This window comes from Alicyclobacillus fastidiosus (assembly GCF_026651875.1).
GTDB classification, from domain to species: domain Bacteria; phylum Bacillota; class Bacilli; order Alicyclobacillales; family Alicyclobacillaceae; genus Alicyclobacillus; species Alicyclobacillus fastidiosus.
This window is the reverse complement of record NZ_CP104067.1, coordinates 3,854,830-3,878,470: the sequence shown is the minus strand read 5'-3', so window position 1 is coordinate 3,878,470 and position 23,641 is coordinate 3,854,830. Positions and strand designations below refer to the sequence as shown.

General features: G+C 56.5%; 27 protein-coding genes. 25 read left to right on the top strand and 2 right to left on the bottom strand.

Annotation, left to right across the window (positions count from 1 at the left end; all coding sequences use genetic code 11):
- Positions 1-2 precede the first annotated feature (2 nt).
- The 21 genes from mraY to NZD89_RS19065 all read left to right on the top strand — a co-directional run bounded on the left by mraY (position 3) and on the right by NZD89_RS19065 (position 19,398).
- Positions 3-971, top strand: a complete 969-nt coding sequence (gene mraY / locus NZD89_RS19165) for a phospho-N-acetylmuramoyl-pentapeptide-transferase (protein ID WP_268004338.1) — start codon at positions 3-5, stop codon at positions 969-971.
- A 36-nt stretch (positions 972-1,007) separates the two neighbouring features.
- On the top strand, positions 1,008-2,396 hold the full coding sequence (murD, locus tag NZD89_RS19160; protein ID WP_268004337.1) for a UDP-N-acetylmuramoyl-L-alanine--D-glutamate ligase: 1,389 nt from the start codon (positions 1,008-1,010) through the stop codon (positions 2,394-2,396).
- 158 nt (positions 2,397-2,554) lie between these two features.
- Positions 2,555-3,676 carry a stage V sporulation protein E gene (gene spoVE, locus NZD89_RS19155; RefSeq protein WP_268004336.1) on the top strand — a complete coding sequence of 374 codons (1,122 nt, stop codon included), beginning with the start codon at positions 2,555-2,557 and terminating at the stop codon, positions 3,674-3,676.
- Positions 3,677-3,705: 29 nt separating this feature from the next.
- Entirely contained in the window at positions 3,706-4,809 is a 1,104-nt protein-coding gene (gene murG / locus NZD89_RS19150; protein WP_268004335.1) for an undecaprenyldiphospho-muramoylpentapeptide beta-N-acetylglucosaminyltransferase, read from the top strand.
- A gap of 461 nt (positions 4,810-5,270) precedes the next feature.
- Positions 5,271-6,194, top strand: coding sequence for a UDP-N-acetylmuramate dehydrogenase (gene murB / locus NZD89_RS19145; RefSeq protein ID WP_268004334.1), 924 nt, complete (start codon positions 5,271-5,273; stop codon positions 6,192-6,194).
- A gap of 5 nt (positions 6,195-6,199) precedes the next feature.
- Positions 6,200-7,456, top strand: coding sequence for a UDP-N-acetylglucosamine 1-carboxyvinyltransferase (gene murA, locus NZD89_RS19140; protein ID WP_268004333.1), 1,257 nt, complete (start codon positions 6,200-6,202; stop codon positions 7,454-7,456).
- Between the two features lie 135 nt (positions 7,457-7,591).
- The gene (locus NZD89_RS19135; RefSeq protein ID WP_268004332.1) at positions 7,592-8,371 is read left to right on the top strand and encodes a cell division protein FtsQ/DivIB; all 780 of its coding nucleotides are present in this window, start codon (positions 7,592-7,594) and stop codon (positions 8,369-8,371) included.
- Positions 8,372-8,373: 2 nt separating this feature from the next.
- Positions 8,374-9,090, top strand: coding sequence for a DUF881 domain-containing protein (locus tag NZD89_RS19130; protein WP_268004331.1), 717 nt, complete (start codon positions 8,374-8,376; stop codon positions 9,088-9,090).
- 10 nt (positions 9,091-9,100) lie between these two features.
- Positions 9,101-9,835, top strand: a complete 735-nt coding sequence (locus NZD89_RS19125) for a DUF881 domain-containing protein (protein WP_268004330.1) — start codon at positions 9,101-9,103, stop codon at positions 9,833-9,835.
- Complete coding sequence (locus NZD89_RS19120) at positions 9,835-10,218, top strand: small basic family protein (protein ID WP_268008546.1); 384 nt, start codon at positions 9,835-9,837, stop codon at positions 10,216-10,218. Before NZD89_RS19125 ends, NZD89_RS19120 begins: the two co-directional genes overlap by 1 nt.
- 91 nt (positions 10,219-10,309) lie before the next feature.
- Positions 10,310-11,539 (top strand): cell division protein FtsA, encoded by a 1,230-nt coding sequence (gene ftsA, locus NZD89_RS19115; RefSeq protein WP_268004329.1) that lies wholly within the window; start codon positions 10,310-10,312, stop codon positions 11,537-11,539.
- A 132-nt stretch (positions 11,540-11,671) separates the two neighbouring features.
- Positions 11,672-12,799 carry a cell division protein FtsZ gene (ftsZ, locus tag NZD89_RS19110; RefSeq protein WP_268004328.1) on the top strand — a complete coding sequence of 376 codons (1,128 nt, stop codon included), beginning with the start codon at positions 11,672-11,674 and terminating at the stop codon, positions 12,797-12,799.
- Between the two features lie 274 nt (positions 12,800-13,073).
- Positions 13,074-14,093 (top strand): sigma-E processing peptidase SpoIIGA, encoded by a 1,020-nt coding sequence (locus NZD89_RS19105; RefSeq protein WP_268004327.1) that lies wholly within the window; start codon positions 13,074-13,076, stop codon positions 14,091-14,093.
- Positions 14,026-14,742 (top strand): RNA polymerase sporulation sigma factor SigE, encoded by a 717-nt coding sequence (sigE, locus tag NZD89_RS19100; RefSeq protein ID WP_268004326.1) that lies wholly within the window; start codon positions 14,026-14,028, stop codon positions 14,740-14,742. Before NZD89_RS19105 ends, sigE begins: the two co-directional genes overlap by 68 nt.
- Positions 14,743-14,989: 247 nt before the next feature.
- The gene (sigG, locus tag NZD89_RS19095) at positions 14,990-15,769 is read left to right on the top strand and encodes an RNA polymerase sporulation sigma factor SigG (protein WP_268004325.1); all 780 of its coding nucleotides are present in this window, start codon (positions 14,990-14,992) and stop codon (positions 15,767-15,769) included.
- 57 nt (positions 15,770-15,826) lie between these two features.
- Positions 15,827-16,123 carry a YlmC/YmxH family sporulation protein gene (locus tag NZD89_RS19090; protein WP_268004324.1) on the top strand — a complete coding sequence of 99 codons (297 nt, stop codon included), beginning with the start codon at positions 15,827-15,829 and terminating at the stop codon, positions 16,121-16,123.
- Positions 16,124-16,190: 67 nt separating this feature from the next.
- Positions 16,191-16,997 carry a peptidoglycan editing factor PgeF gene (gene pgeF / locus NZD89_RS19085; RefSeq protein WP_268004323.1) on the top strand — a complete coding sequence of 269 codons (807 nt, stop codon included), beginning with the start codon at positions 16,191-16,193 and terminating at the stop codon, positions 16,995-16,997.
- A gap of 14 nt (positions 16,998-17,011) precedes the next feature.
- Entirely contained in the window at positions 17,012-17,731 is a 720-nt protein-coding gene (locus tag NZD89_RS19080) for a YggS family pyridoxal phosphate-dependent enzyme (RefSeq protein WP_268004322.1), read from the top strand.
- Positions 17,728-18,012, top strand: a complete 285-nt coding sequence (locus tag NZD89_RS19075; protein WP_268004321.1) for a YggT family protein — start codon at positions 17,728-17,730, stop codon at positions 18,010-18,012. The genes NZD89_RS19080 and NZD89_RS19075 overlap by 4 nt, the downstream gene beginning before the upstream one ends.
- Positions 18,009-18,779, top strand: coding sequence for a YlmH family RNA-binding protein (locus tag NZD89_RS19070; RefSeq protein ID WP_268004320.1), 771 nt, complete (start codon positions 18,009-18,011; stop codon positions 18,777-18,779). The genes NZD89_RS19075 and NZD89_RS19070 overlap by 4 nt, the downstream gene beginning before the upstream one ends.
- A 115-nt stretch (positions 18,780-18,894) precedes the next feature.
- Positions 18,895-19,398 carry a DivIVA domain-containing protein gene (locus NZD89_RS19065; protein ID WP_268004319.1) on the top strand — a complete coding sequence of 168 codons (504 nt, stop codon included), beginning with the start codon at positions 18,895-18,897 and terminating at the stop codon, positions 19,396-19,398.
- Positions 19,399-19,550: 152 nt separating this feature from the next.
- On the opposite strand, the gene NZD89_RS19060 is transcribed toward NZD89_RS19065, so the two are convergent.
- Positions 19,551-19,730, bottom strand: a complete 180-nt coding sequence (locus tag NZD89_RS19060) for a hypothetical protein (RefSeq protein ID WP_268004318.1) — start codon at positions 19,728-19,730, stop codon at positions 19,551-19,553.
- Between the two features lie 219 nt (positions 19,731-19,949).
- Between NZD89_RS19060 and NZD89_RS19055 the strand changes: the two genes are divergently transcribed.
- Positions 19,950-20,585, top strand: coding sequence for a TraR/DksA C4-type zinc finger protein (locus NZD89_RS19055; RefSeq protein WP_268004317.1), 636 nt, complete (start codon positions 19,950-19,952; stop codon positions 20,583-20,585).
- On the opposite strand, the gene comA is transcribed toward NZD89_RS19055, so the two are convergent.
- Positions 20,560-21,375, bottom strand: coding sequence for a phosphosulfolactate synthase (gene comA, locus NZD89_RS19050; protein WP_268004316.1), 816 nt, complete (start codon positions 21,373-21,375; stop codon positions 20,560-20,562). The two genes, NZD89_RS19055 and comA, sit on opposite strands and share 26 nt — an antisense overlap.
- Positions 21,376-21,475: 100 nt before the next feature.
- On the opposite strand from comA, the gene lspA reads away from it, so the two are divergent.
- The 3 genes from lspA (at position 21,476) to pyrR (ending at position 23,640) form a co-directional block, all read left to right on the top strand.
- On the top strand, positions 21,476-21,946 hold the full coding sequence (gene lspA / locus NZD89_RS19045; RefSeq protein WP_268004315.1) for a signal peptidase II: 471 nt from the start codon (positions 21,476-21,478) through the stop codon (positions 21,944-21,946).
- Positions 21,943-22,884 (top strand): RluA family pseudouridine synthase, encoded by a 942-nt coding sequence (locus NZD89_RS19040; RefSeq protein ID WP_268004314.1) that lies wholly within the window; start codon positions 21,943-21,945, stop codon positions 22,882-22,884. Before lspA ends, NZD89_RS19040 begins: the two co-directional genes overlap by 4 nt.
- A 225-nt stretch (positions 22,885-23,109) precedes the next feature.
- Entirely contained in the window at positions 23,110-23,640 is a 531-nt protein-coding gene (gene pyrR / locus NZD89_RS19035) for a bifunctional pyr operon transcriptional regulator/uracil phosphoribosyltransferase PyrR (RefSeq protein WP_268004313.1), read from the top strand.
- Position 23,641 lies beyond the last annotated feature (1 nt).

Sequence of the window (23,641 nt, the reverse complement as noted above, 5' to 3'; positions counted from 1 at the left end):
GGTTGGACTTACGAGCTCTATTTTTCACGGCGATTGCGGCCTTTGCCATCGCACTGCTGCTAGGCCCGATCTCGATTCCACTTTTACACCGTCTCAAATTTGGTCAATCCATTCGCGAAGAAGGGCCACAGCACCACAAGGCGAAGGCGGGGACCCCGACGATGGGCGGTGTCATCATCCTGCTCGCAGTCATCCTCACGACCTTGAAGTTTGCGTTTGGGAGCTTGGATACGCTGATGTTGCTTCTGGCGACCGTCGGCTTTGGACTGATTGGGTTTGCGGACGACTTCATCAAAATTGTCAAGAAGCGAAACCTCGGTTTGACAGCGAAGCAAAAGCTGCTGTTTCAAGGCATTGTGACCATTCTCTTATTCGTTTTGCTGTGGTTTGAACAAGGGGATGACCACTCGTTTGGCGTGCATATCCCGTTTAGCAACTGGGTAGTGCCGCTTGGCATCTTCTACGTCCTCTTTTTGTTGATTGTCCTGGTCGGTACCACAAATGCGGTCAATTTGACCGATGGTCTCGACGGATTGTTATCCGGTTGCGCGATCATGGTGTTTGCGGCGTATGCTGTTTACGCATACTGGCATACGAACTACGACGTGGCCTTGTTCTGTGCCGCGATGGTTGGGGCGTTAGCCGGCTTCCTCGCATTCAATCGCCACCCCGCGAAAGTCTTCATGGGCGACACCGGATCACTCGCTATCGGTGGCGGGCTGGCCATGGTTGCCGTCTTGACGCACAGTGAACTGGCCCTGGTCCTGTTCGGGTTGGTCTTCGTCATCGAGGCGCTGTCGGTGCTGATTCAAGTTTTTTCATACAAGACGTTCGGGCGCCGAGTGTTCCGAATGAGCCCCATTCACCACCACTTCGAGCTCGGTGGTTGGTCAGAGTGGGAAGTCGTTTTGGTGTTTTGGTTGGCCGCCTTCATTTGCGCATTTGGAACGCTTGCACTGGTCTCTCATTGACGCGTCTACACATGCATGAACAAAGGATGAAGATAAATGAGTCTGAATCGTACTACTCGCGACGAATGGTTTCGCAACAAAGGTTCTGTCTTGGTCATCGGTTATGCGCGAAGTGGCGCTGCCGCTGCCGAGTTGTTGACGCGCCACGGCTTTTCGGTGACGGTCAACGACCGTCTTGCACGCCCCGACTCAGATGAAACACTCGAACGCCTGGAACGTGCAGGCGTTCGTTTTGTGTTTGGGGATCACCCACTGTCATTATTGGAACAATCCTGGCTGTTTATTGTAAAAAACCCTGGAATCCCGTATCACATGCCACTCATTGCGAGGGCTCAGGAGAGAGGCATCCCTATTTTCACGGAGATCGAAATCGCAAGTTGGTATACCAACTCGCCGATATATTCTATCACCGGGTCGAATGGCAAGACCACGACCACGACACTGGTGGGAGAGATGCTGGACGCGGCGAAGATGCAGCCGGTCGTCGCAGGGAACATCGGAACGGTGGTGTCCGGGCTCGTCGATTCCGTCCGTCGCGAGCAGCCGATTGTGCTCGAACTCTCGAGTTTTCAACTGCTTGGGACGGAGTGGTTCCACCCGCGCATCGCAGCGTTGCTCAACTTCTATCCGGCCCACTTGGACTACCACGGGACGTTTGAAGAGTACCAGGCGGCCAAGTGGAGAATGTTTCGGAACATGGAGGCAGGCGACGTGGCGGTGCTGAACCGGGACCAACCGCTGGTCGCAGAGGGTGCCACATCGCTCACGGCGGATGTTCACTGGTTTAGCACAGAGCAACTGGACTTTGAGCACGGCGCCGCATTGGTCGAGGGGAATATCGTCCTCGTGAAAAACGGCGCGCACCGCGTTCTCCTGCCGGTCGAGGAGGTCGCGCTCAAGGGGCGGCACAACCTTCAGAATCTGCTCGCGGCGGCGGCAATGGCGCAGGCGGCCGGCGCTTTTGACGACGCGATTCGCCATGTCGCGCGCAACTTTCAGGGTGTGGAACACCGTTTGGAATTGGTTCGCACGGTCGACGGCATTCGTTTCTACAACGATTCGAAGGCGACCAACCCGGACGCTTGTAAGCAGGCGTTGCACGCGTTCCCAAAAGATGTCGTGTGGATTGCTGGGGGACTGGACAGGGGCATTTCCTTCGAAGACCTCGTTCCGGATTTACGAGGTCGCGTAAAGGCGGCCATTCTGCTCGGCGAGACGAAGGAGAAGATTGCAAAGGCCTGTGCGCTTGCAGGTATCGAGGACGTCACGCTCGTCTCTTCGCTGGACGAAGCGGTCGCCGCGGCGAAACAGCGGGCCGTCACAGGGGACGTGGTGCTGCTCTCACCGGCGTGCGCGAGCTGGGATATGTTTACGTCGTTTGAAGTGCGGGGAAGCATGTTCAAAGAAGCCGTGCATAGACTTTAAGAGGTTGTCCGAAGAGGGGCGGCACCGGTGGCCCAAAAAGGGCGGCGGTGCCCGCGCGGCGCGTTGACCTTCGCCGCGCCCGCTTTGGACCTTAAGGTTCGCATGGCGAGGACGAGCTATGGCACTCGTCCTCCGGCGCTTGAGGAGGGGCATTACCCGTGCTTCGATCCCGCACGTCTAACACATCGGGAAGTTCATTCGACTTGGTTATCGTCGGCGTGATCATCATGCTTCTGTGTCTTGGCATCGTCATGGTCTACAGCGCTTCATCCATCATCGCGGCCAACAAGTTTGACGATCCCTTCTTTTACCCGAAGCGGCAGCTGATCTGGGCTATTCTCGGCGTCATCGCAATGATGTGGTTCGCCCGTTACGACTACCACAAGTTGCGCCAGCACGCCGCGAAGTTGGCCATCGCCAGCTTCGCGATGCTGGTGCTGGTACTTATCATCGGTGTAAACCGGGGTGGGTCAAAGGCGTGGCTCGGATTTGGCTCGCTTGGCATCCAGCCTTCGGAGTTCGCGAAGCTTGGGCTGATTGTCTTTCTCGCACATATGTTATGTGACGCGGGAGACCGGATGCAGTCGTTCTGGCGCGGCTTCGTTCCCCCTCTTGGCACGGCCGTCGCGGCGGTCGGCCTGATTATGCTCGAGCCGGATTTAGGGCAGAGTGTCGTCATCATGGGAACGACGCTCTTGATGATGTTTGCCGCCGGGACGCGCATCCGGCACTTAGGGGGCTTCTTCGGCCTCGGCCTCGTCGCATTTGGCGGGCTGGTGGCGGCAGCACCCTATCGCATGCAGCGCATCGTGGCCTTTATCGACCCGTGGAAGTATCCGAAAGGGGAAGGGTATCAGATCATCCAATCCCTCTACGCACTCGGATCCGGTGGCATTCTCGGCCTCGGCCTCGGCAACAGCCGTCAGAAATTTCTGTACCTTCCAGAGCCGCAGACCGACTTCATCTTCTCCATCATCGGCGAGGAACTCGGTTTTCTCGGTGGGCTCGCGCTGCTTATGCTGTTCGGTGTGCTCGTGTGGCGGGGCGTCAGGACGGCGATTTACGCGCCAGACGAGTTTGGGTCTTTACTTGGGGTCGGCATTACTGGCATGATTGCTGTGCAGGTGCTCATCAACATCGGAGTCGTGACGGGGTCGATGCCGGCGACGGGCATTACGTTGCCGTTCATCAGCTACGGCGGATCTTCTTTGACCCTGATGTTGTCGGGCGTTGGAATCCTGTTGAATATCTCGAAGCAAGCCGTGTTTCCGCATCGGTGAGTTTCGTCATCCTCGACAGAGGTGATCACGTGAAAGTTGTATTTACAGGCGGAGGGACAGGCGGACACATTTATCCCGCTTTGTCCCTTTGGCGCTATATGCAGGACCAGGCGATATCACTCGAGCCCTATTACATCGGAACGACACAGGGGCTCGAGCAATCTATCGTCAGCAAACTCGACATGCCGTTTGAGACCGTGGAAGCCGCGGGTTTGAAACGGCAGGTGTCGCTCGCCGCCGTCTCCACGCTCCTGAAGACGGCGCGAGGTTACTTTCAAGCGAAGCGTTTGTTAAAGCGCTGGCGCCCGGACGTCGTCGTGGGCACGGGCGGCTTTGTGACGCTCCCGGTCATCTTCGCGGCGCACTCCCTGCGCATCCCGAGCGTTGTCTGGGAAGGCAACGCGAGGCCTGGACTCACCAACCAGCTCTGCGCCGGTCGCACGGACGCAGTGGCGATTTCCTTTGCGGACAGCGCACGCTTTTTCGCTAAGGCCAAGCGCGTCGAACTGACTGGCAACCCACGCGCGAGCGAGGTGCTGCAAGTGGATGCGGGCGCCGTGCGCGGCGCGCGTGACGAATACCGCATTCTCCGCGACCAGAAAGTGATTCTCATCTTCTTGGGAAGCCGCGGTTCGGAGTCGGTCAACCGGGTGGTGACGGAGGTCCTCCCGAAGTTTGCCGAGCATCCGGAGTGGCGCGTGCTGTTTGTGACAGGGGACCGTCACTACGAGCACGTCAAGCAATCTGTACCTGACCTCAGCCACAACGTGTCCATCATTCCGTTTATCTACGACATGCCGAGCCTCTTGCCGCACGTCGACTTGCTCATTAGCCGAGCGGGCAGCAGCACGCTGGCCGAAATCTCGGCGCTTGGAATCGCTTCGATTCTGATTCCGAGCCCGTACGTGACGGCCAACCATCAGGAGGAGAACGCCAAGCGCCTCGTCGATAAAGGAGCCGCGGCGCTCCTGCGCGAAGCGGATCTCTCGGCCGATTCGCTGTGGGCTGCCATCGAGCGCCAGATGCAGCAAGACGCGTTGCGCGCGATGAAGGGTGCCGCCAAATCGTTTGGCACGCCAGACGCGGTCGAGCGGTTCTACCAATTGGTCATGGACGTGACGCGCGCTCGCTGACGCGAGCGCCAGCGCAGACCTGTGACCCTCGAAGGCCCGCTGCAATGGGCGATTCCCAAATCGCGCACGCAAAGGAAATGGGCGGTGTCAGGCCGCCCATTTCGCCGTTCTTTAGCGGCGCATACGGTATCTGGCCCAATTGCAATCGCTCGCGGCCGCATCCCCTGCCCATCCTTACTTTCCTCATCCACCCCGATTCGGGGCCGAATCGTCATAGAAGGTTCGCAAAGCGGAGCCTTTCCTTCTTACAAGGTTGGGATACAATAGGGTACAGCAGTGCACGGGGCAGTTGACCGTGCCACTTTCACGTGTACATACCAGCATCTGCGCGTGATACGAGCTAGGATGCGGTCATTTTACGCTGACATTGTGCATCCGCACAGTTTGCCCGCGCACGCATATGATGCCATGCGGAACCTGGGCGTAGGCGTGTGGGGAATATCAATAATGGAGGTTCGCGCATGGTCTCTGAAACGTTGTTGCCAGTCTTCTCGTCGTATGGGGTGAAGGATGTTCGCCTCAATGAGTCGATGGCGAATCATACGACCTGGCGAATCGGTGGTCCAGCTGATGCGCTGGTTGTGCCGACGACCGAGGGTGAGCTTCAAGGTGCGGTACGGGCGGCGAACGAACTGAACCTGCCGGTGACGGTGATTGGTCGAGGTTCGAACGCACTCGTGCTTGACGGTGGCATACGCGGTGTCGTCGTAAAACTTCACGACGGATTTGGTGACATTCAAGTCGATGGGACGTCGGTGGTCGCGATGGCGGGCCGTTCGTATGTATCTGCCGCCAACATCGCCGTCCGCCACGGACTTTCGGGATTGGAGTTCGCCACTGGAATACCTGGCACCGTCGGTGGTGCCGTGATGATGAACGCAGGCGCCTACGGGCGAGAGACGTGCGAAGTTCTCACGTGGGCGGATGTCATGGATGCCAAGGGCGATATTCACCGCTATGCGAATGCCGACCTGCACTTTGGATACCGCTACAGCATCTTGAAAGATCACCCAGGAATTGTGGTGCGGGCGCGTTTTGACCTGGTCGAGGGCGACCGCGACGCCTTGATGGCGAAGGTGAAGGGGTGGTCTGCGCGCCGGGCGGGATCACAACCGCTGTCGTGGCCGAACTGCGGTTCGGTGTTTCGGAATCCAGAGGGGACGCACGCCGGTCATCTGATTGAAACGGCAGGCCTCAAAGGACTTCGTCACGGAGGCGCTCAAATCAGCGAAAAGCACGCCAACTTCATTATTAATTGCGGAGATGCAAAGGCGGAAGATGTGCTTTGGCTAATCCGCCACGCCCAGATGACGATCCGCGATAAGTTTGGGATCGATTTGGAAACTGAGGTCCGCTTTTTGGGTGAACCGGCCTCAGGGAGGTGACGGGTGTGGATTTGTTACGCATACAGGGTGGTGTACCGATTCGTGGTGAAACGCGCGTATATGGAGCGAAGAATGCCGCATTGCCGATCTTAGCCGCCACCGTCATGGCGGCGGGGACGAGTGTCATCGAGGACGTCCCGAATCTCGAGGACGTTCGAGTGATGATGCAAATTCTCGAACAGCTTGGCGCTCGCGTGCGGTGGTACAGCACTACCAGTGTCGAAGTCGACGCTTCTTCCATCCATAGCACAAACGTGCCGGCAGATCTGATGCAGCGTATGCGTTCGTCCATTTTCCTAATGGGCCCACTGTTGGCTCGATTTGGTGATGTGACCTTGTCGAAGCCGGGGGGCTGTGTGATCGGGCAGCGCCCGATTGATTACCACTTGCACGGAATGCGGCAGCTTGGCGCAAAAATCGAAGAACGACACGGCTACATTCGCTGCTCCGCCCGGCGACTTGTAGGGACGTCCATCACGCTTGACTTTCCGAGTGTGGGTGCGACGGAGAACCTGATGATGGCCGCGGCACTGGCAGACGGGGTCACAGTGATCGAGAACGCGGCGCGGGAGCCCGAAGTCGAGGATTTGGCGCAGTTTCTGATGGCCAGCGGCGCAGCCATCGACGGGGCGGGGAGTGACACCGTCGTCATTCACGGGTGCTCGCATCTTCACGACACTACGTACCAAATTATTCCGGATCGGATTGTCACGGGTACGTTGCTGTTGGCTGCTGCAGCGACGCGGGGAGAGGTCACGGTGCTTGGGGCACGCTTGAATCATCTCGGTGCCATCGTCCAAAAACTGCGCGACACTGGTGTCCGAGTGGACGTAGACCGTGATATAATTACGGTCAAATGTGACGAGACCCCTCAGGCAGTCGATTTTCGGACCGCTCCATTCCCGGGTTTTCCAACTGACCTACAGGCGCCTTTTATGGCCCTTTTGACCACATCATCTGGCACGAGCGTCATTCACGAAAGTGTTTTTGAGGCCCGCTTCAAACATGTTGATGAGTTGAAACGCATGGGTGCCGACATCGCTGTCGACATGCGAACCGCTGTGGTGCGCGGTGTGCCCACCCTGTCCGGCGCTCGGGTGACAGCCAGCGATTTGCGCGGCGGTGCCGCGCTGCTGGTTGCAGCGTTGATGGCAGATGGCACAACAGAAGTGGATGGAGTCAAACACATCGACCGGGGATATCAGTCGATTGAGGAGCACCTGGCTATGCTCGGTGCGCGCAGCGAGCGCGTTTCACTGTGAACCGACTTTGCGCCCTGGCGGCGGAGATGACCTCCGCTGCACGGGCGCATGGCCGAGCGCGCCCGACATCTCATGATGCCCTGGCCAAAGCGCCTTCGGCCGTTTTGGACAACCTTCATCAAAGGACGTGAAGTCATGCCGCAAGTGGCCCTGACGCCAGCGGACAGACAGCGACGCAAATCCCGCAACCGAAAGATCGTCATCGGTTTTTTTGCGTTTATTGGCGTTGTCGTTTTGCTCGAGTCACCACTCACGCGCATCCGCTCGATGACCGTCTCTGGAAACACGACCATTCCAGCAGACCGCGTCATTTCGGACAGTGGATTGCACAAAGGTCAAAGCCTTTGGCAAGTAAATGGTGGACACGTCGCGAGCCACATCACTTCCATGGAGCCCATGATTCAATCGGTCAGTCTGTCGACAGATTGGTTGCAAGGCACCATTCATGTCACTGTACGCGAACGTCAAATCGTAGCCGTATACGAAACGTCGGGCAAATTCTATCAGCTGCTGAACAATGGCGTCGTGTATCAAGAGGCGGCTCCAAAGGACGGGTTGGCGACCCCCATCGTCACGTCGACACAGGCTCACGTGACGTTAGGACAAGCTGTCAGTCCTGCCGTATCCGCGATTTGCAAGCAATTGACGGGTGTTGATGCAGGCGAACTCACCGATGTGTCCGAGTTCCACGTCAACGGCGACGGGACGGTTTCCCTCTACCTCGACAACCAATTCGTCGTCACGTGCGACACAGAGGGACTTGCCGGGAGCCTGAATGCCATGCATTCCGCCGTTCAGTATTTTATTCAGAAAGGGTACCAACCCGGGAACATCGACTTGAGTGGATCGCCACCGTATCTTTATACACCTTTTGACAATCAAGGTGCCGGTTCGAAGCAAAAGGGGGCACAGTGATTTTGAACACGCGCACAAAGTTGACGCTTTCCCTGACGGCCGTCTCGGTTGTCCTCGGACTGATGGTGTCCCTCGGCTACCGACAGACTGAGCTGTCTGCCCGCTTGGGTTCGCTCACCTCCGGTAGTCTAGCCGTCAATAAGCAACTGACGTCCAAGCTCGCGAATTTAAAGGCGGCGAATCAAGACTTGGAGCAGCAACTGGCTGCGGTCACGGCGGAGGTCAATAAGTACGAGCAACAATCGGCGGGATCGAGTGGTGCGCTCAAGCAACTCCAGACCAAGATTCAAGACGAGCGCATTCTGGCTGGCACGACGCCGGTTCATGGCCCGGGCGTCGCAGTGACCTTGAATGACGCTGGGACGACCGGCATCGACGTGGAACAGGGCATCACGCACGACTGGAACGTGCGCAGCGTGGTGAATGAACTGTTCACTGCTGGCGCCGAGGCCGTAACCATCAATGGCGTGCGCGTAGTCGCCACGTCGGCCGTCAACTGCCAGGGGCCTACGGTCACCGTCAACGATCGGCAGTTGACTGCTCCGTTTGAAGTGGATGCCATCGGCGATCCGACGACGCTGAAGAACGCCCTGACGCTCTCAGGCGGCATTCTCGACGCACTTCGCCAACAGGGCCTACAGGTGTCCACGCCGGCGCTAGAGACTGATATTCAAATGCCAGCCTACACCACTCCGCTGCAGGCCGGTGTGGGAAAGTGAGTGAGCGCGTATGCAGCGTAAAAGTTTAATCCTAGGGGTCTCGGCCATTTCCGCCGCGCTTGGCTTCATGCTGACGGTTCAGATTACATCCCGCCCGTCGTACAGCGGCAACAGCACGAGTTACATCGACCTGCGCACGCAGGTGGACGAGCTGGCCCAGGAGCACCAGATCCTCGAGAACGACATCTCTAAGGACAACGCTCAGCTCGACGAGTACCAGGCGGCCAAAGAGAGCGGATCTAGCTTGCAACAAGTCCTGTTGAACGACCAAAAGACGGTCGAAGAGCAGGCTGGCATCACGCCGGTGAGCGGCCCGGGGATCGTCATCACCATTGAATACGACCCTACGGTTCCCGCCGTTCCTCAAGATATGGCTCTGTATCCGAGCATGCAAGATCAAATGCTCGCGGAAACGGTGAACACGCTGTTCGGCAACGGCGCGACCGCGATTAGCATCAACGGTCAACGTCTGGTGACGACGTCGTCGATTCGACTCGTATCCGGCCTTGCGGGAATTGAAGGCGTCAACGTCAACAAAGTACCGATTACGATGCCGTACCAGATCATGGCAGTGGGCGACGTTCAGACGATGCAAGCCGCTTTGACCGTCGCGAGCCTACAGGATTATTACAACATGATGGGTGTCGGCTTTAAGGTCACGGCGCACGCACAGAAGGACGGAGTGCAAGTCGTCGGCTACAGTGGCGTGCTGCCCGGAACTTGGGCAAAGGAGGGTAACGGTTGATGATCTGGTTACCAGTTTTAGGCCTTGTGGTTGGCGTGGTATTGGGACTCGTCACGAACGTCACGGTCCCGGTCGCACTCTCGAGCTATTTGTCGATTGCCATCTTGGCTGCGCTCGACACCGTGCTTGGAGGAATCCGTGCGAGTCTGGAGAAGTCATTTGACGGTGCGGTATTTCTCACAGGTTTTTTCACCAACACATTGGTGGCTGCGCTTCTGGCGTACATTGGCAATCAACTCGGAGTAGATTTGTATCTCGCTGCGGTCGTCGCGTTCGGCGTGCGCCTGTTCAACAACATTGCAGCGATTCGACGCGGCGTGTTTCTCCTTCTGAGACAGCGAAAACTGACTCGGGAGAACGCCGCTCAACGGGCACAATCGTGAATATTTTTCATCAACGAAGAGGAATGTCGAAAAACGTGTGGAAATATAAAGAGAATCGCAGTCTTCGGCGCTCTAGGGAGGTGCCACTCGGTTGGCCAAAGAAGATTACATCGTCAGTCTCGACATCGGCACTTCGAAAATTCGAGCCATCATCGGGGAGCCCACAGGTTCAAGCATCAACGTCATCGGAGTTGGTTCCGCCTCTGGTGAAGGCTTGCGCCACGGGTCCATTGTCGATATAGATTTGACCGTTGAATCCATCCGTGAAGCCATCGACCACGCTGAACGCATGGTGGGCATTCACATTTCTTCTGCATACGTAGGTATCTCGGGAAACCACATTCAGTTGCACAGCAGCCACGGCGTGGTGGCTGTGTCTTCGGCGGATCGAGAAATTTCGGATGAAGACATCGAACGCGTCTTGCAGCAGGCGCGCGTCGTTGCGCTTCCGCCTGAACGTGAAGTAATTGACGTCGTCGCAAAGGAATTTGTCGTAGACGGTCTGCGCGGCATTATGGATCCTCGTGGGATGCTCGGGGTTCGACTGGAAGTCGAGGCCTATCTCATCACGGGTAGTCGCACGGCTATCCACAATGTCGTTCGCTGCGTTGAACGCGCAGGGCTCGAAGTGGCAAACTTGGTGTTGATGCCGATGGCGGCAAGTCACATCGCCTTGTCGATTGACGAACGCAAACTCGGCGTCGCGCTCGTCGATATTGGTGCCGGAGCCACCACTGTCACCGTGTTTGACAACGGGGTATTGATGGGAACGAGCATCATCCCGATGGGCGGGGATTATGTGACGCACGACATCGCCATCGGTCTTCGCACGAGCACCACTTCGGCGGAGCAAGTGAAACTTCGCCATGCGTGTGCGGTGGCTTCACAGGCCTCGGAGAACGAGACCTTCCAAGTTCCCAGGATGGGCAGCAACAAGGATACCGAGTATACGCAGTACGATTTGGCAACGATAGTCGAACCGCGTATGCAGGAGATATTTGCACTCGTGCGAAAAGAAGTAGAAAAGATGGGATATGCGGATGACCTGCCTGCGGGTTATGTGCTCCATGGCGGCGTGCTCTCCACACCTGGAGCGGCTGAACTCGCCGGAGAGGAACTGCAGGCACCGGTTCGTATCGCTATCCCCGAATTTTTAGGCGTGCGAGATCCGTCCTTCGTCAACGGCGTTGGAACTATCGCGTATGCCGCTCGCACAGGCTTGCGTTCCACGCCGACGGATCAGGCGCCCGCGATGCGCCAGGTGAAATCGTCGAGTGGAATGTTTACGAAGATTAAAGATTGGTTGCGCGACTTTGTATAAGGCTGAGAGGTTATCAGCTCGTTAGTGTGTCCGGAAGCGTCATTCGTGGCACCTTTCGGACAACCTCTCGTCCCCTGACCGCGAGAGAGGCAGGGACAAGCGTAGAGCGATACAGTTTGAGGAGGAGCAGTCATGCTGGAATTTGATTTTGAATCGGATTCCCTGGCGCATATTAAGGTGATTGGCGTCGGCGGCGGTGGGTGTAACGCGGTCAACCGCATGATTGAATCCGGCGTCAAAGGCGTCGAATTCATCGTCGTCAACACGGATGCCCAGGCATTGAAATTATCGAAGGCGGAGACACGGCTCCAGATTGGCGAAAAGCTAACTCGTGGTCTGGGTGCAGGTGCTAACCCTGAAATTGGCAAGAAGGCGGCGGAAGAGAGCCGCGAAATGCTCGCGAACGCACTCAAAGGCGCGGACATGGTCTTTGTGACAGCGGGGATGGGCGGTGGAACGGGCACCGGTGCAGCGCCAGTCATCGCGGAGATCTCCAAGGAGATCGGCGCGCTGACGGTCGGCGTCGTCACCAAGCCATTCCGCTTTGAGCAGCGCCGTCGGATGGTTCAGGCGGAAATGGGCGTCTCTGCTTTGAAGGAAAAGGTAGACACGCTGATTGTCATTCCGAACGACCGACTGCTTGAGATCGTCGACCGCAATACGCCAGTCTTGGAGGCGTTCCGCGAGGCGGACAACGTCCTTCGACAGGGCGTGTCTGGCATTTCCGAGCTCATTGCCACACCTGCACTCATCAACGTCGACTTTGCGGACGTCAAGGCCATCATGACCGAGCGGGGTTCCGCACTGATGGGTATCGGTATCGCCGCGGGTGAAAACCGGGCGGCGGAGGCAGCGAAAAAGGCGATTTCCTCGCCGCTGCTGGAAACGTCCATCGACGGTGCGCGCGGTGTCTTGATGCACGTCGCGGGCGGCACGAACCTGAGTCTGTGGGAAGTCAATGAGGCGGCAGATATCGTGTCGACGACGGCGGACGCAGAAGTGAACATGATCTTCGGCGCGGCGATTGATCCGGACCTTGAGGACGAGATTGTCGTAACCGTCATCGCCACGGGCTTTGAAGGAAATCAGGTCAATCAGGTCCACCACGAGAGCCCTGCAGAACACGTGTCTCGCGGTACAGTGCAGCGTCACAGCCAAGTCAACGATACGCCGCCGTCCGTTCCGAATTCCGGAAATGCGTGGGACGTTCCTGCGTTCATGCGTCGTCGAGACGGGAATAAGTTCGGTCGCGATAGGTAAGCGTACAATCCCCAGGGGGTTGTCCCATGAGTCGACTATCGACTTGTAGGACAACCCCTTTTTTAGTCGAATGGTCATTGTCACCAAGTGTTCTAGGCGAGCCCCACCTGGTTTTCAGCTGCCGACAGGTCTTCGACAACTTCCTCAGCCCCTCCAAGATTTCTACACCTGTCCCCCATCTTCTACAAAAAGTCTATGAGATTTCAGTCAAGTTCCGACAGGCTTCGTAATAGAGATAAATTATACTTTCCCTAAAACGGCTCGAGGTGGTTTTGTGCCTGCGACGCCAGTTGTCTACATCGACGTAGTCTTTCTCGTCAACTTTGTGATGGACGGCGTGCTCCTGTGGACCACGGGATGGTTGCTCAAGCGAAATATGCGATTGCGAAAAGTGGCGTTGGGCGCGTTCATCGGGTCTTGTTACGGGCTGTTGATGTTCTTCCCCAGTTTGTCCTTGCTCACCACTTGGCCAGGGAAGGCTTTGATGTCTGTAGCGATGATCTACGTAGCGCTGCCAAAACGGGGAATGCTCGATTTGCTTCGAGTGATTGTCGTGTTCTTCTTCGTCTCTTTCGTTTTCGCCGGAGCGGCCGTAGCACTCGGCTTCGCCATTCCCAGCACGTCCTTGGGGAAGGGGCTTGCCGTTTCCGGACACGGGCTGGTGTTTACCACGTCTGGCGAGACACTTGCACTGATGGCCGCTGTACCCATCTGTGTGTTCGGCATGCAGCGGATAGTCGCGCGAATTCGTCGCGTGCAACAGCGGACCAATTGGATTGTCTCGGTGGAGGCCCGATTTGGAGAGTTGATGGTTTCGTTCAATGGACTATTGGACTCCGGGAATCAGTTGTATGATCCCGTCTCGAGGCGGCCGGTATCGTTTGTCGATATGGACGTACTCTTACCAGCCCTGCCGGAGAGCGTTCAGGCGGAAATTGCCAAGGGAGCGGATCTCTTGAGTGCGGTGGCGGCGCTGGCGGCATCTACGTCATTCTCGCTGGTCCCGTTTCAGGGTGCGAGCGGGAAGGGGTTAACTGTGGCGCTGCGCCCAGATGACATCGTCGTGGAACAAAAGGGAGAGCGTTTGACGGTGAGAGACCCGCAACTCTTGGCGGTGTATCCAGGCCGACTTAGTACCGATGGAACATTCGATGCGATTTTGCATATGGACATGATGAATGGAGATGACGAGGTTGAAGGCACTCGACACACTCAAGGACCTCAATATGAAATTGCGAATTCGCCTGCGGTTGTTCTATCTACGCGTTCGCGTCAGACTCCAAGGCAGCCCTGACGAGGTCTATTACGTTGGAGGAAGTGAGGCGTTACCGCCACCGCTCACCCGCGAGGAGGAGCAATATTTACTTGAACGGCTGCCATCCGGAGACGAATCTGTTCGGGCGATGCTCATCGAACGCAACCTTCGTCTAGTGGTCTACATCGCCCGCAAGTTTGAAAATACGGGAATCAACATCGAGGATTTGGTTTCCATCGGGACGATTGGCCTGATTAAGGCGGTTAACACGTTCGATCCGACCAAGAAAATCAAGCTCGCTACATACGCATCGCGATGTATTGAGAATGAAATATTGATGTACCTTCGTCGAAACAACAAACTCCGCTCCGAGGTGTCGTTTGACGAGCCGCTGAACGTGGATTGGGACGGTAACGAGTTGCTCTTGTCCGACGTGTTGGGAACCGAATCCGACACCATTTATCGCAATCTCGAAGACGAAGTGGACCGCGAGTTGTTGTACGATGCGCTCGAAAAGTTGTCAGAGCGCGAACGAAAAATCATGCAATTGCGCTTCGGGCTCGGTACGGGCAGAGAGATGACGCAGAAGGATGTCGCAGATCTCCTCGGCATTTCGCAGTCTTACATTTCTCGCCTCGAAAAGCGAATTCTGAAGCGCCTGCAGCGCGAGTTTAACAAGATGATCTGAACCTTCCAAGCCCCTTCCTCGCCGTGATCGCGAATCGCGGCGGAGAAGGGGCTTTTTCGTTTGAATGCCGCCCGCCTTTCGACGACACAGAGGGCGACTACAGCGGGTTTTTGCGTCTTCTCAAACGCCTTGCGAGGCTCTCTGCATGCGTGCATAAGTTCACCCCTCGCGGACATACTGAAGACGAATTCTGGAAATTTTCAATATGTCCGTGGCAGATCGAATGCACCTTTTGGGGGGAACTTCTATGAAGCGCAACAAGGTCGAAATCTGCGGCGTCAATACCTCACAGCTTCCGGTTCTAACAAATGTTCAGATGCGGGATTTGTTCGCAAGGTTGCAAAGCGGGGAACTTCCCGCACGCGAACAGCTCGTCAATGGGAACCTCCGACTCGTCTTATCTGTGATCCAGCGTTTTAACAATCGAGGCGAATATGTAGACGACTTGTTTCAAGTGGGCTGTATTGGACTCATGAAAGCAATCGATAACTTTGATTTGGGGCAGAATGTACGATTCTCTACATATGCGGTGCCTATGATCGTAGGCGAAATTCGACGCTATTTGCGCGACAACAATCCGATTCGCGTTAGTCGTTCCTTGCGAGATATCGCTTACAAGGCATTGCAGGTGAGAGACGCGCTGACGACGCGTCACCTGCGGGAACCAACCATCATGGAAATTGCCAAGGAAATGGACGTACCGAAAGAAGAAGTGGTATTCGCACTGGATGCGATTCAAGATCCCGTCTCGATGTTCGAACCGATTTATCACGACGGTGGAGATCCGATTTACGTCATGGACCAAATCCACGACGACAAGGAGCAGGATGCTAGCTGGGTGGAAGGCATCGCGCTGCGCGAGGCGATGCACAAACTGACAGATAGAGAGAAGAAAATCCTGTCGATGCGGTTCTACGAGGGGAAGACGCAGATGGAAGTAGCCGACGAAATCGGTATTTCCCAAGCGCAGGTGTCTCGCTTGGAGAAGGCGGCCATTCACCGCATGCATAAACACATTCAGTCGTAAATGCCTGGCCTCTCGTCATATACATGAAGTATGACGAATAGGAAGGCGGATCTGGTCTTGATGCGAATTTCCGATTTACAGGCGAAAGATGTCGTCAACGTCGAAGATGGAAAGCGTCTTGGCACCATCGGCGATTTGGAGTTGGATACCGACAGTGGCCTTGTCCGCTCGATCGTGATTCCGGGACAGGGTCGCTTCTTCGGAATGGTTGGCGGCAGCCAGGATTACATTATTCCGTGGAACCAAATCGTGAAGATTGGGTCAGACGTCATTCTTGTGGATTTGCGGCCAGCCCAAGAGACGGGATACTACTTGCCCCCAGAGTCCGGAAAACGTGGCACTGGCGGATACTGAGAAAGAGCTAATCCAGTCATCGCCAAATGCAGCACGGCTCATGTATGATGGGTGTGGGGGGATGAGCGTGCTAACAAATTGGTCGCAACAGCGCAACACGATAGGCGTGCAACCCGAATGGACGGCTTCGGGTGTGCGCGCCTTATTTACGTTCCGTCACCACCCGGACGATGCAACACGTTCGCTCGATTTTGCCTTCCAGGAAGGAACCTCGCCGGAAGTGACCGTCGCCAATCGGGCACTGGTCGCGAAGCAAGTGGGTGTGGATCTCGAGTCTCTCGTGTTCGTGCGGCAAGTCCATGGGACGGACGTGGCCGTCGTGAACGCGGCGCACCGCGGGATGGGGGCACTCTCGATAGACGCGGACAGAATCGCCGCCGACGCCATAATCACAGATGCCGTAGGCACCACGCTGTGTATTTTGACCGCCGATTGCGTGCCCGTTCTCTTTTACGATCCAGTGCATCAGGCCATCGGTGCCGCACACTCTGGGTGGCGGGGAACAGTGGGGCACATCTGTGACCGGGTGATCGAGGCGATGTCCCGTGAATTTGGCACGCGGGCGAGTGACCTGCGCGTGAGTATTGGACCTTCTATTCGAAGTTGTTGTTACGAAGTGGACGACGTGGTGGCAGAACCCGTCAAACGAGCGTTTGCTGGAGGCCATGTGTTAACGCCCCGGTTCGGCAAACCGGGCAAGTACTGGTTTTCGATGCAAGGCGCGATTCGATTGGACTTGGAGCGGATGGGCGTACTTAGAGACGCCATCGAAGACACCGGATTGTGCACATCCTGTCGAGTCAATCATTTGTTTTCACATCGAAAAGAACAAGGGCGGGCCGGTCGGCTCGCGGCGTTGATTGCGCTCGCGTGAATGGGGGCGATGTCGTGGATTTTGAGTATATAGCGGATCATGTCCGACGGGTGCGAGAAAATGTGAATGACGCCTTGGTGAGAAGCGGTCGCGAGGGTGCAGCCGTCAACGTGATCGCGGTCACTAAGTCGGCGCCTCCAGAGGTGCTGCCGGCACTCTTTCAGGCTGGCATCACAAACGCAGCAGAAAACCGTTGGCAAGTCGCGCGGGAAAAGTTGGCACACCCAGGGGCTAAGCAGTTCACATGGCACTTTATTGGTTCTCTACAGACCAACAAAGTCAAATATATCGTTCCGAGGTTTGATTGGATTCACTCAGTCGACCGCTTGGAACTGGCAGAGGCGCTGTCGCGCGAGGCTGCAAAGACTGGGCGGACGCTGAAAGTCTTGTTGCAGGTCAATATCGCTCGCGAGCCGCAAAAGCAGGGGTTTCATGAAGAAGACGTGCGGCGCGCTGCCGAGTTGGTGGCGCAGTTGCCGCACCTGGAACTGCGCGGCCTGATGACGATGGCGCCCAAGGTCGCTCACAGCGAGGAGGCGCGCCCCGTCTTTCGGGCGTTGGACGAGCTCCTGCGCCAGGTGCGCGAGGAAATGCAACTTCCGGCCTTCGATCAACTGTCGATGGGCATGTCTGACGACTACCCGGTAGCGGTAGAGGAAGGTGCGACGATGATTCGCGTCGGCCGCCAACTGGTCGGTTCGGCGGATGCCACACAGGGGGGACAAAACCGATGAGCGTACTGACGACGATTGTGCGGGGCCTGTTCTCCGCTTACTGGTATGTCCTGCTGGCGACAGCGCTCGTCGGCTTTGTACCTGACTTGCGCGAGACGCAACTAGGGCGGTTGCTGGGGCGCGTGACGGATCCTTATTTGAACCTTTATCGGCGCGTCATTCGGCCCGTGGTCGTCGGACAGGTGACGCTGGACTTGTCGTGGATGATTGGCGTCGCGGTATTTTTTGTCATCGAAGAGGCAGTCGGTTCGGTGATGACGAGACTGTTGGTGAATCTATGAGTAGTACATACGATTGGGTGCGCGATAGCGAGCGCCCGTTTGCGCGCACGAGCGAGGATTGGTGCAATCAGGTCGAGTCTCGGGGGCAGTGGTATTTAACCGACTTTCTCACGCCGCGAGAGGAGTACCTGGCGAAGAGTGTCGCAGGTCGGCGAGGTATCGTCGTGGAGGCGTTTGGCGGCTATGCGCACGCAGAGCGTCGCCGCCTCCTTTTGATGCCTGGTGAGTGGTACCCAGAGGCGGAAGACTTTGCGATTGAGTGTCTGGAACTGGACTCATTGGAGGGCGCTCTTCGCCACAAAGACGTCCTTGGCAGCGTGCTGGGGCTTGGTCTACAGCGAAAGATGTTAGGCGATATCGCCGTCGTGGAACAGAAGGCGTACGTCTTTGTCGCACAGAGTGTGGCGAACTTCATTTACGAGTCGCTCAGCCGTGTGGGGAGATCGACCGTCGCGGTGGCCAAGGCAGCCCACCTGCCCGACTTGCCTGCACCGGCATACGACGAGAAGGACGTCAGTCTTGCTTCGCTTCGGTTGGATGCGATTGTCTCCCACGCCTGCCAGATGGCGCGGTCAAAAGCACAGGCCGCCGTCGAGCGCGGGGATGTGACGCTGAACTTCGCACAGGCGACCAACCGGGATGAGGTCGCTGAGGGCGACCTGCTGTCCGTGCGCGGGTTTGGCAGGGTGAAGATCTTACAGACACTAGGCACGACACGGCGCGATAGGATGCGAATCCGCGTGGGTATTCTTCGCTCAAATGCATAAAAACGACTGGGCACTCCGGGAAGGAAATTCTCGGTTTGTGTCGAAATACGTCAGCATGGAGTTTGTCGGCAACTGCCTTTTCTCGAGGACTGCTGTCGAATAAGGAGGACACACGGTGCCCCTGTCGCCAATAGACATTCACAATAAAGAATTCGGTCGTTCGTTTCGAGGGTATAACGAGGATGAAGTAGATGACTTTCTCGAACGCGTCATTCAGGATTACGAGGGTCTGATTCGCGCCAATAAACAGCTCGAGGAAGACATGAATCGACTGAATGAAAAGCTGGCCCATTATAACAGCCTTGAGGACAGCTTGAGCAAGTCGATTTTAGTCGCACAGGAGACCGCTGAAGAGGTGAAGAGCAACGCGCGCAAGGAGGCGCAGCTTATCATTCGCGAGGCGGAAAAGAATGCGGATAGAATTGTGAGTGAAGCCTTGAACAAGGCACGCAAAATCGCTTTGGACATGGAAGAAATGCAAAAGCAAGCAGCGGTCTTCCGCGCGCGGTTCCGCTCCCTTGTTCAATCCCAACTCGAGATGATGGAATCGGGCGACTGGCAGTCTTTTGACCGCGACCTGGCGCGCCGCGAGGCCGCAATCGCTGAGTCTGGGCTATAAGTTGTACTGCATGGGATATGTGGCGAGACCCTGCCGGTGTTCGCGCCCACGGAGTTTTGCACATCTTTACATAAAACAGGCTGTCCAGTGTCTGGGCAGCCTGTTTGAGCAGTGTCAATGTATGTGAGTCGGCAACACTTGGCGCTGGTTCGTCAGTTCAACCTTCGCCCAATGAGGAAGAGGCACAGGCCTACACCAAGGATAATTAGGCAAACAGGCGTAAGTGGAATCACCATTTGAAACCACAATCTCGTCAACCAACACGCCACCAAGAGGATGGCACCAATCCACAGCAGTATCCAAGCCGCGGTCAACAATTGATTTCGTCGCAACCAAATTCTCTCCAGTCGTGCAGTTCATCCATCTACAACATCATACACCTTGCGATACTTCCGGCGTTTGACAGTCTCGTGAACATTGGGTTCGCGACGCGAAAATGTGGCTATCCGTGGGATAATGTGGCGCCGACGCGCCGGTATGGATTGTTTCCAAATACCTACACTAAGGCCGACGGATGATCCCTTCCAATTGCTTTGAAGGTGGTGCATAGGATGAACCATGAGCAACTGCGCGCGGAACTGGTCGCGGCAAAACAGGACATTAAAACGCGCTTACAGCGAAACACAGAGAGTGCCAATCTGTCGGAGGGCATGCAAAACGAGATTTCTGAGCTGTCCATTTATGACAACCATCCCGCAGATATTGGAACCGAACTGTTTTTACGCGGGCAGGCAGTCGGCGATCGCATTCGCGATGAAGCGCAGCTTGAGGATATTGAACAGGCCCTTGCCGCAATGGACGAGGGCACGTATGGGCAGTGCAGAAAATGCGGTCAGGCCATTCCCATGGAGCGGTTGTCGGCGATGCCCACTGCCATGTACTGTATCGAGTGTCAACACGACGAGGAAGCGCAGAAAAAACACCATCATAGGCCGGTCGAGGAACACGTGCTATACCCTGGTTTTGGAGAGTTTTGGCACGACCGTGAGGACCAGAATGCCTACGACGGAGAGGATACTTGGCAAGATGTGGAGCGCCACAACGAGCGCCCAACGTATGACCATTGGTACGAGCAGATGGAGTTAGACGATAACCAGGGTATTGTCGACGACATGGACGTGGTTACGAACGAACAATATCAAGATCAGTTGCCTCCGTCGCCTACCTATCGTCCTCGCGAATTCTGAGGGCGAACGTGTCGGCGCGCAAGCCGAGGCGGAGACATTCGAGCGCGATGACATCGGTCGGCGGGATGTTGCCGAGGCTGACGGTTGGCCCGAAGCGCCTGATCAGTTCTACCTGCTGCGCTTTTTTGGGCGCCTCCCAGATGATTTTCGCTCGAGCCTCGGCTGATAACAAGTTTACGAAATCGTTGAGCATCGATGTATCGACTTGCCCTTCTGCGCCGTAAATGCCCGCATTTTCACCCGATTCTCGACCTTCGATGACGACGAAGTCGGCGCCCGCTTCCAAATCTTTTGTCACTTGCGTGGCGTAGTCGCGGATGTCGACGGTGTGATCGAGCTTTTTACCCACTTCGGAGATGACGACCGGTATCGCCTTTTTGGCAGATGCAATCGCCCGCAGCCTCTCATCGGGGCGCAGGTCAATCGTTCCGTCAGATACCTCGATAGCCGTGAATCCGAGTTTCACACAGCGGTCGAGGTACTTGTCGTAGACGTTTTGAGAGAGCGCGATCTCGCCGAGTGTACCCCCGGGACAGGACAACACGGAGAACACTCGTGCGAGGGACAACTTTTGTCTGAGGATGTGTCTGGGATACAGGCAACTGGTTCCGAAGCCGAATTTCAGCACATCGATATAGGCCGAGGCCACCTCGAGCAAATCGCTCACCTGCTCGTAGCCGAGCCCTTTGTCGATGACCATCGTCCAGCCTGACTCTCGCGGCTTCCCGGGGCGCTTGCCGAGTGGGTACTGGATAATTTGTGAGAAAGCGCCTGAGTCTGATAAAATCACGGTGTTCACGCTCCCGAGTATTGTCGTCTATCCACGGTATGCCGTTCGCGTGCCATCGTGTGCAGGTAGGGAGCAGTCCAGATGAAATAGGTGACACCTAGTGCTCTATATCGTTGCTGCTTTAATTTACGTGCTTGATCAATTGGTCAAGTGGCTGATTCGTGCAAACCTACCGGTATTTCACGCAGTCACCATCATTCCGGATGTCGTTGAATTTTTGCACATTCAAAACACTGGCGGAGCGTTTAGTATTTTCCCAAATCAGATCTGGTTGTTCGTGTTAGTGGCGGTCTTCGTCGTCGTGGCCGTCGTCGTCATCGAGCGCAAGTATCGACCAGGCAAATTGGCCCAGGTGGGGCTCGGCCTTTTGTTGGGCGGCGCGGTAGGCAACATGACGGACCGCATCATTCATCACTCAGTGACCGATTACGTGTACTTTTCCATTGTTCATTTTGCCATCTTTAACCTCGCCGACGCGGCGATTGACGTTGGGGTGTTACTCCTCCTCATCAACAGTTTCCGCTCGCCAAAGAACACCAAAACGGAAACGAAGGAAGACGTCGAATCATGAGAAGTGCGGTAAGAGCAGTTTATTTAGTGGGTTTGGAAGACTCCGGAGAGCGCCTCGACAAGTGGCTCACGGAGCACCTCCAGGACGACGATGTCGACATCTCGCGCAGTGTCGTTCAGAAGTGGGTCAAGTCTGGACTCGTCACGAGAATTCCGGCGGGGAACGTGAAAGCCAGCGACCCGATTGAGCCGGGGCAGCAATACGCGGTCGAGGTTCCGGCGGACGATCCGTTTACGATTGTACCGGACGATATTCCACTCGATATCGTCTATGACGACCACGACGTCGTCGTCATCGACAAGCCCCGTGGCCTCGTGGTTCACCCTGGCGCTGGCCATCCGCGGGGGACGGTCATCAACGCCCTGGTCGCCAAGGGCATCACTTTGTCCAGCCTCGGTGGCGAGATGCGACCTGGTGTCGTTCACCGCATCGACAAGGATACCAGTGGCCTCGTGATGTTTGCCAAGACGGAGGTCGCTTACTACGCGTTGACGGAGCAGTTGCGAGATCATACGGTCGACCGTCAGTACCTCGCCATCGTACACGGGCGAATGACGCATCAGAGCGGCACGATTGATATGCCAATTGGCCGCGACCCGCAGGATCGGCAAAAGATGGCGGCGACCGACAACGGAAAGCGCGCCGTGACGCACTTTCAGGTATTAGAAAAGTTTGAGCGGTACTCGCTGGTCGAGTGTCGACTGGAAACCGGGCGGACGCATCAAATCCGCGTGCATTTCGCGGCTATCGGGCATCCCTTGGCAGGAGACCAGGTGTATGGACGGCGGCACAGTTTACCGATTGAGGGGCAGGCGCTTCACGCACAGACGCTTGGTTTTGTCCACCCGACCACGCGTGAGGAAGTCCGGCTGAAGAGCCCGGTGCCTGAGGACATGCAGCAACTGGTCGACAAATTGCGATCCGGCGTCCTGTGCTAGTTGAATCGCCGTCGCGTCGTAGTTGACACAACTGCGCACAACTGATAGGCTATGAACAAATTGAACTGCCTTTAAACCAATCCCGTGAGGTTGGAAAGGAGTCGTGAAGGCTACACGTGTATCCTGGTGGGACACACGTGTAGTCGGTGCAACGCGGCCACTATCCTCCGGATGGTGGCCGTTTTTTGTGCAATCGACTTCGAGCAGCGAAAGGCGGAATAACCTGTGCAAAATAAATCGCAAATCATGGACGATGCAGCGATGCGTCGGTCGATGACCCGCATGGCGCACGAGATCCTCGAGCGCAACAAGGGACTGGACGACATCGTCCTCGTCGGCATTTTGACGCGAGGTGTGGCCCTCGCGCAGCGCATCGCGGCAAAGCTGCAGGAGATTGAAGGGGAGAGCGTACCGTGCCTGACGCTCGATGCGCGACCGTTTCGCGACGACGTCGCGCACGACCAGGTACAGCAGGTTCCTCCACCGGATTTGAACGTCGTGGGGCGCAATGTGGTCCTCGTCGATGACGTCCTGTACACAGGGCGCACCGTGCGCGCGGCACTCGATGCCATCATGCGCGCTGGACGCGCACAGTCTGTGCAACTCGCGGCACTGGTCGACAGAGGGCACCGCGAGTTGCCGATTCGCCCGGATTTTGTCGGAAAGAACGTGCCGACGGGCCGGATGGAAGAAGTCATCGTCAAGTTAGCGGAAGTCGACGGCGAAGATGGAGTTTGGATAGTGAGCGAACGCTAAG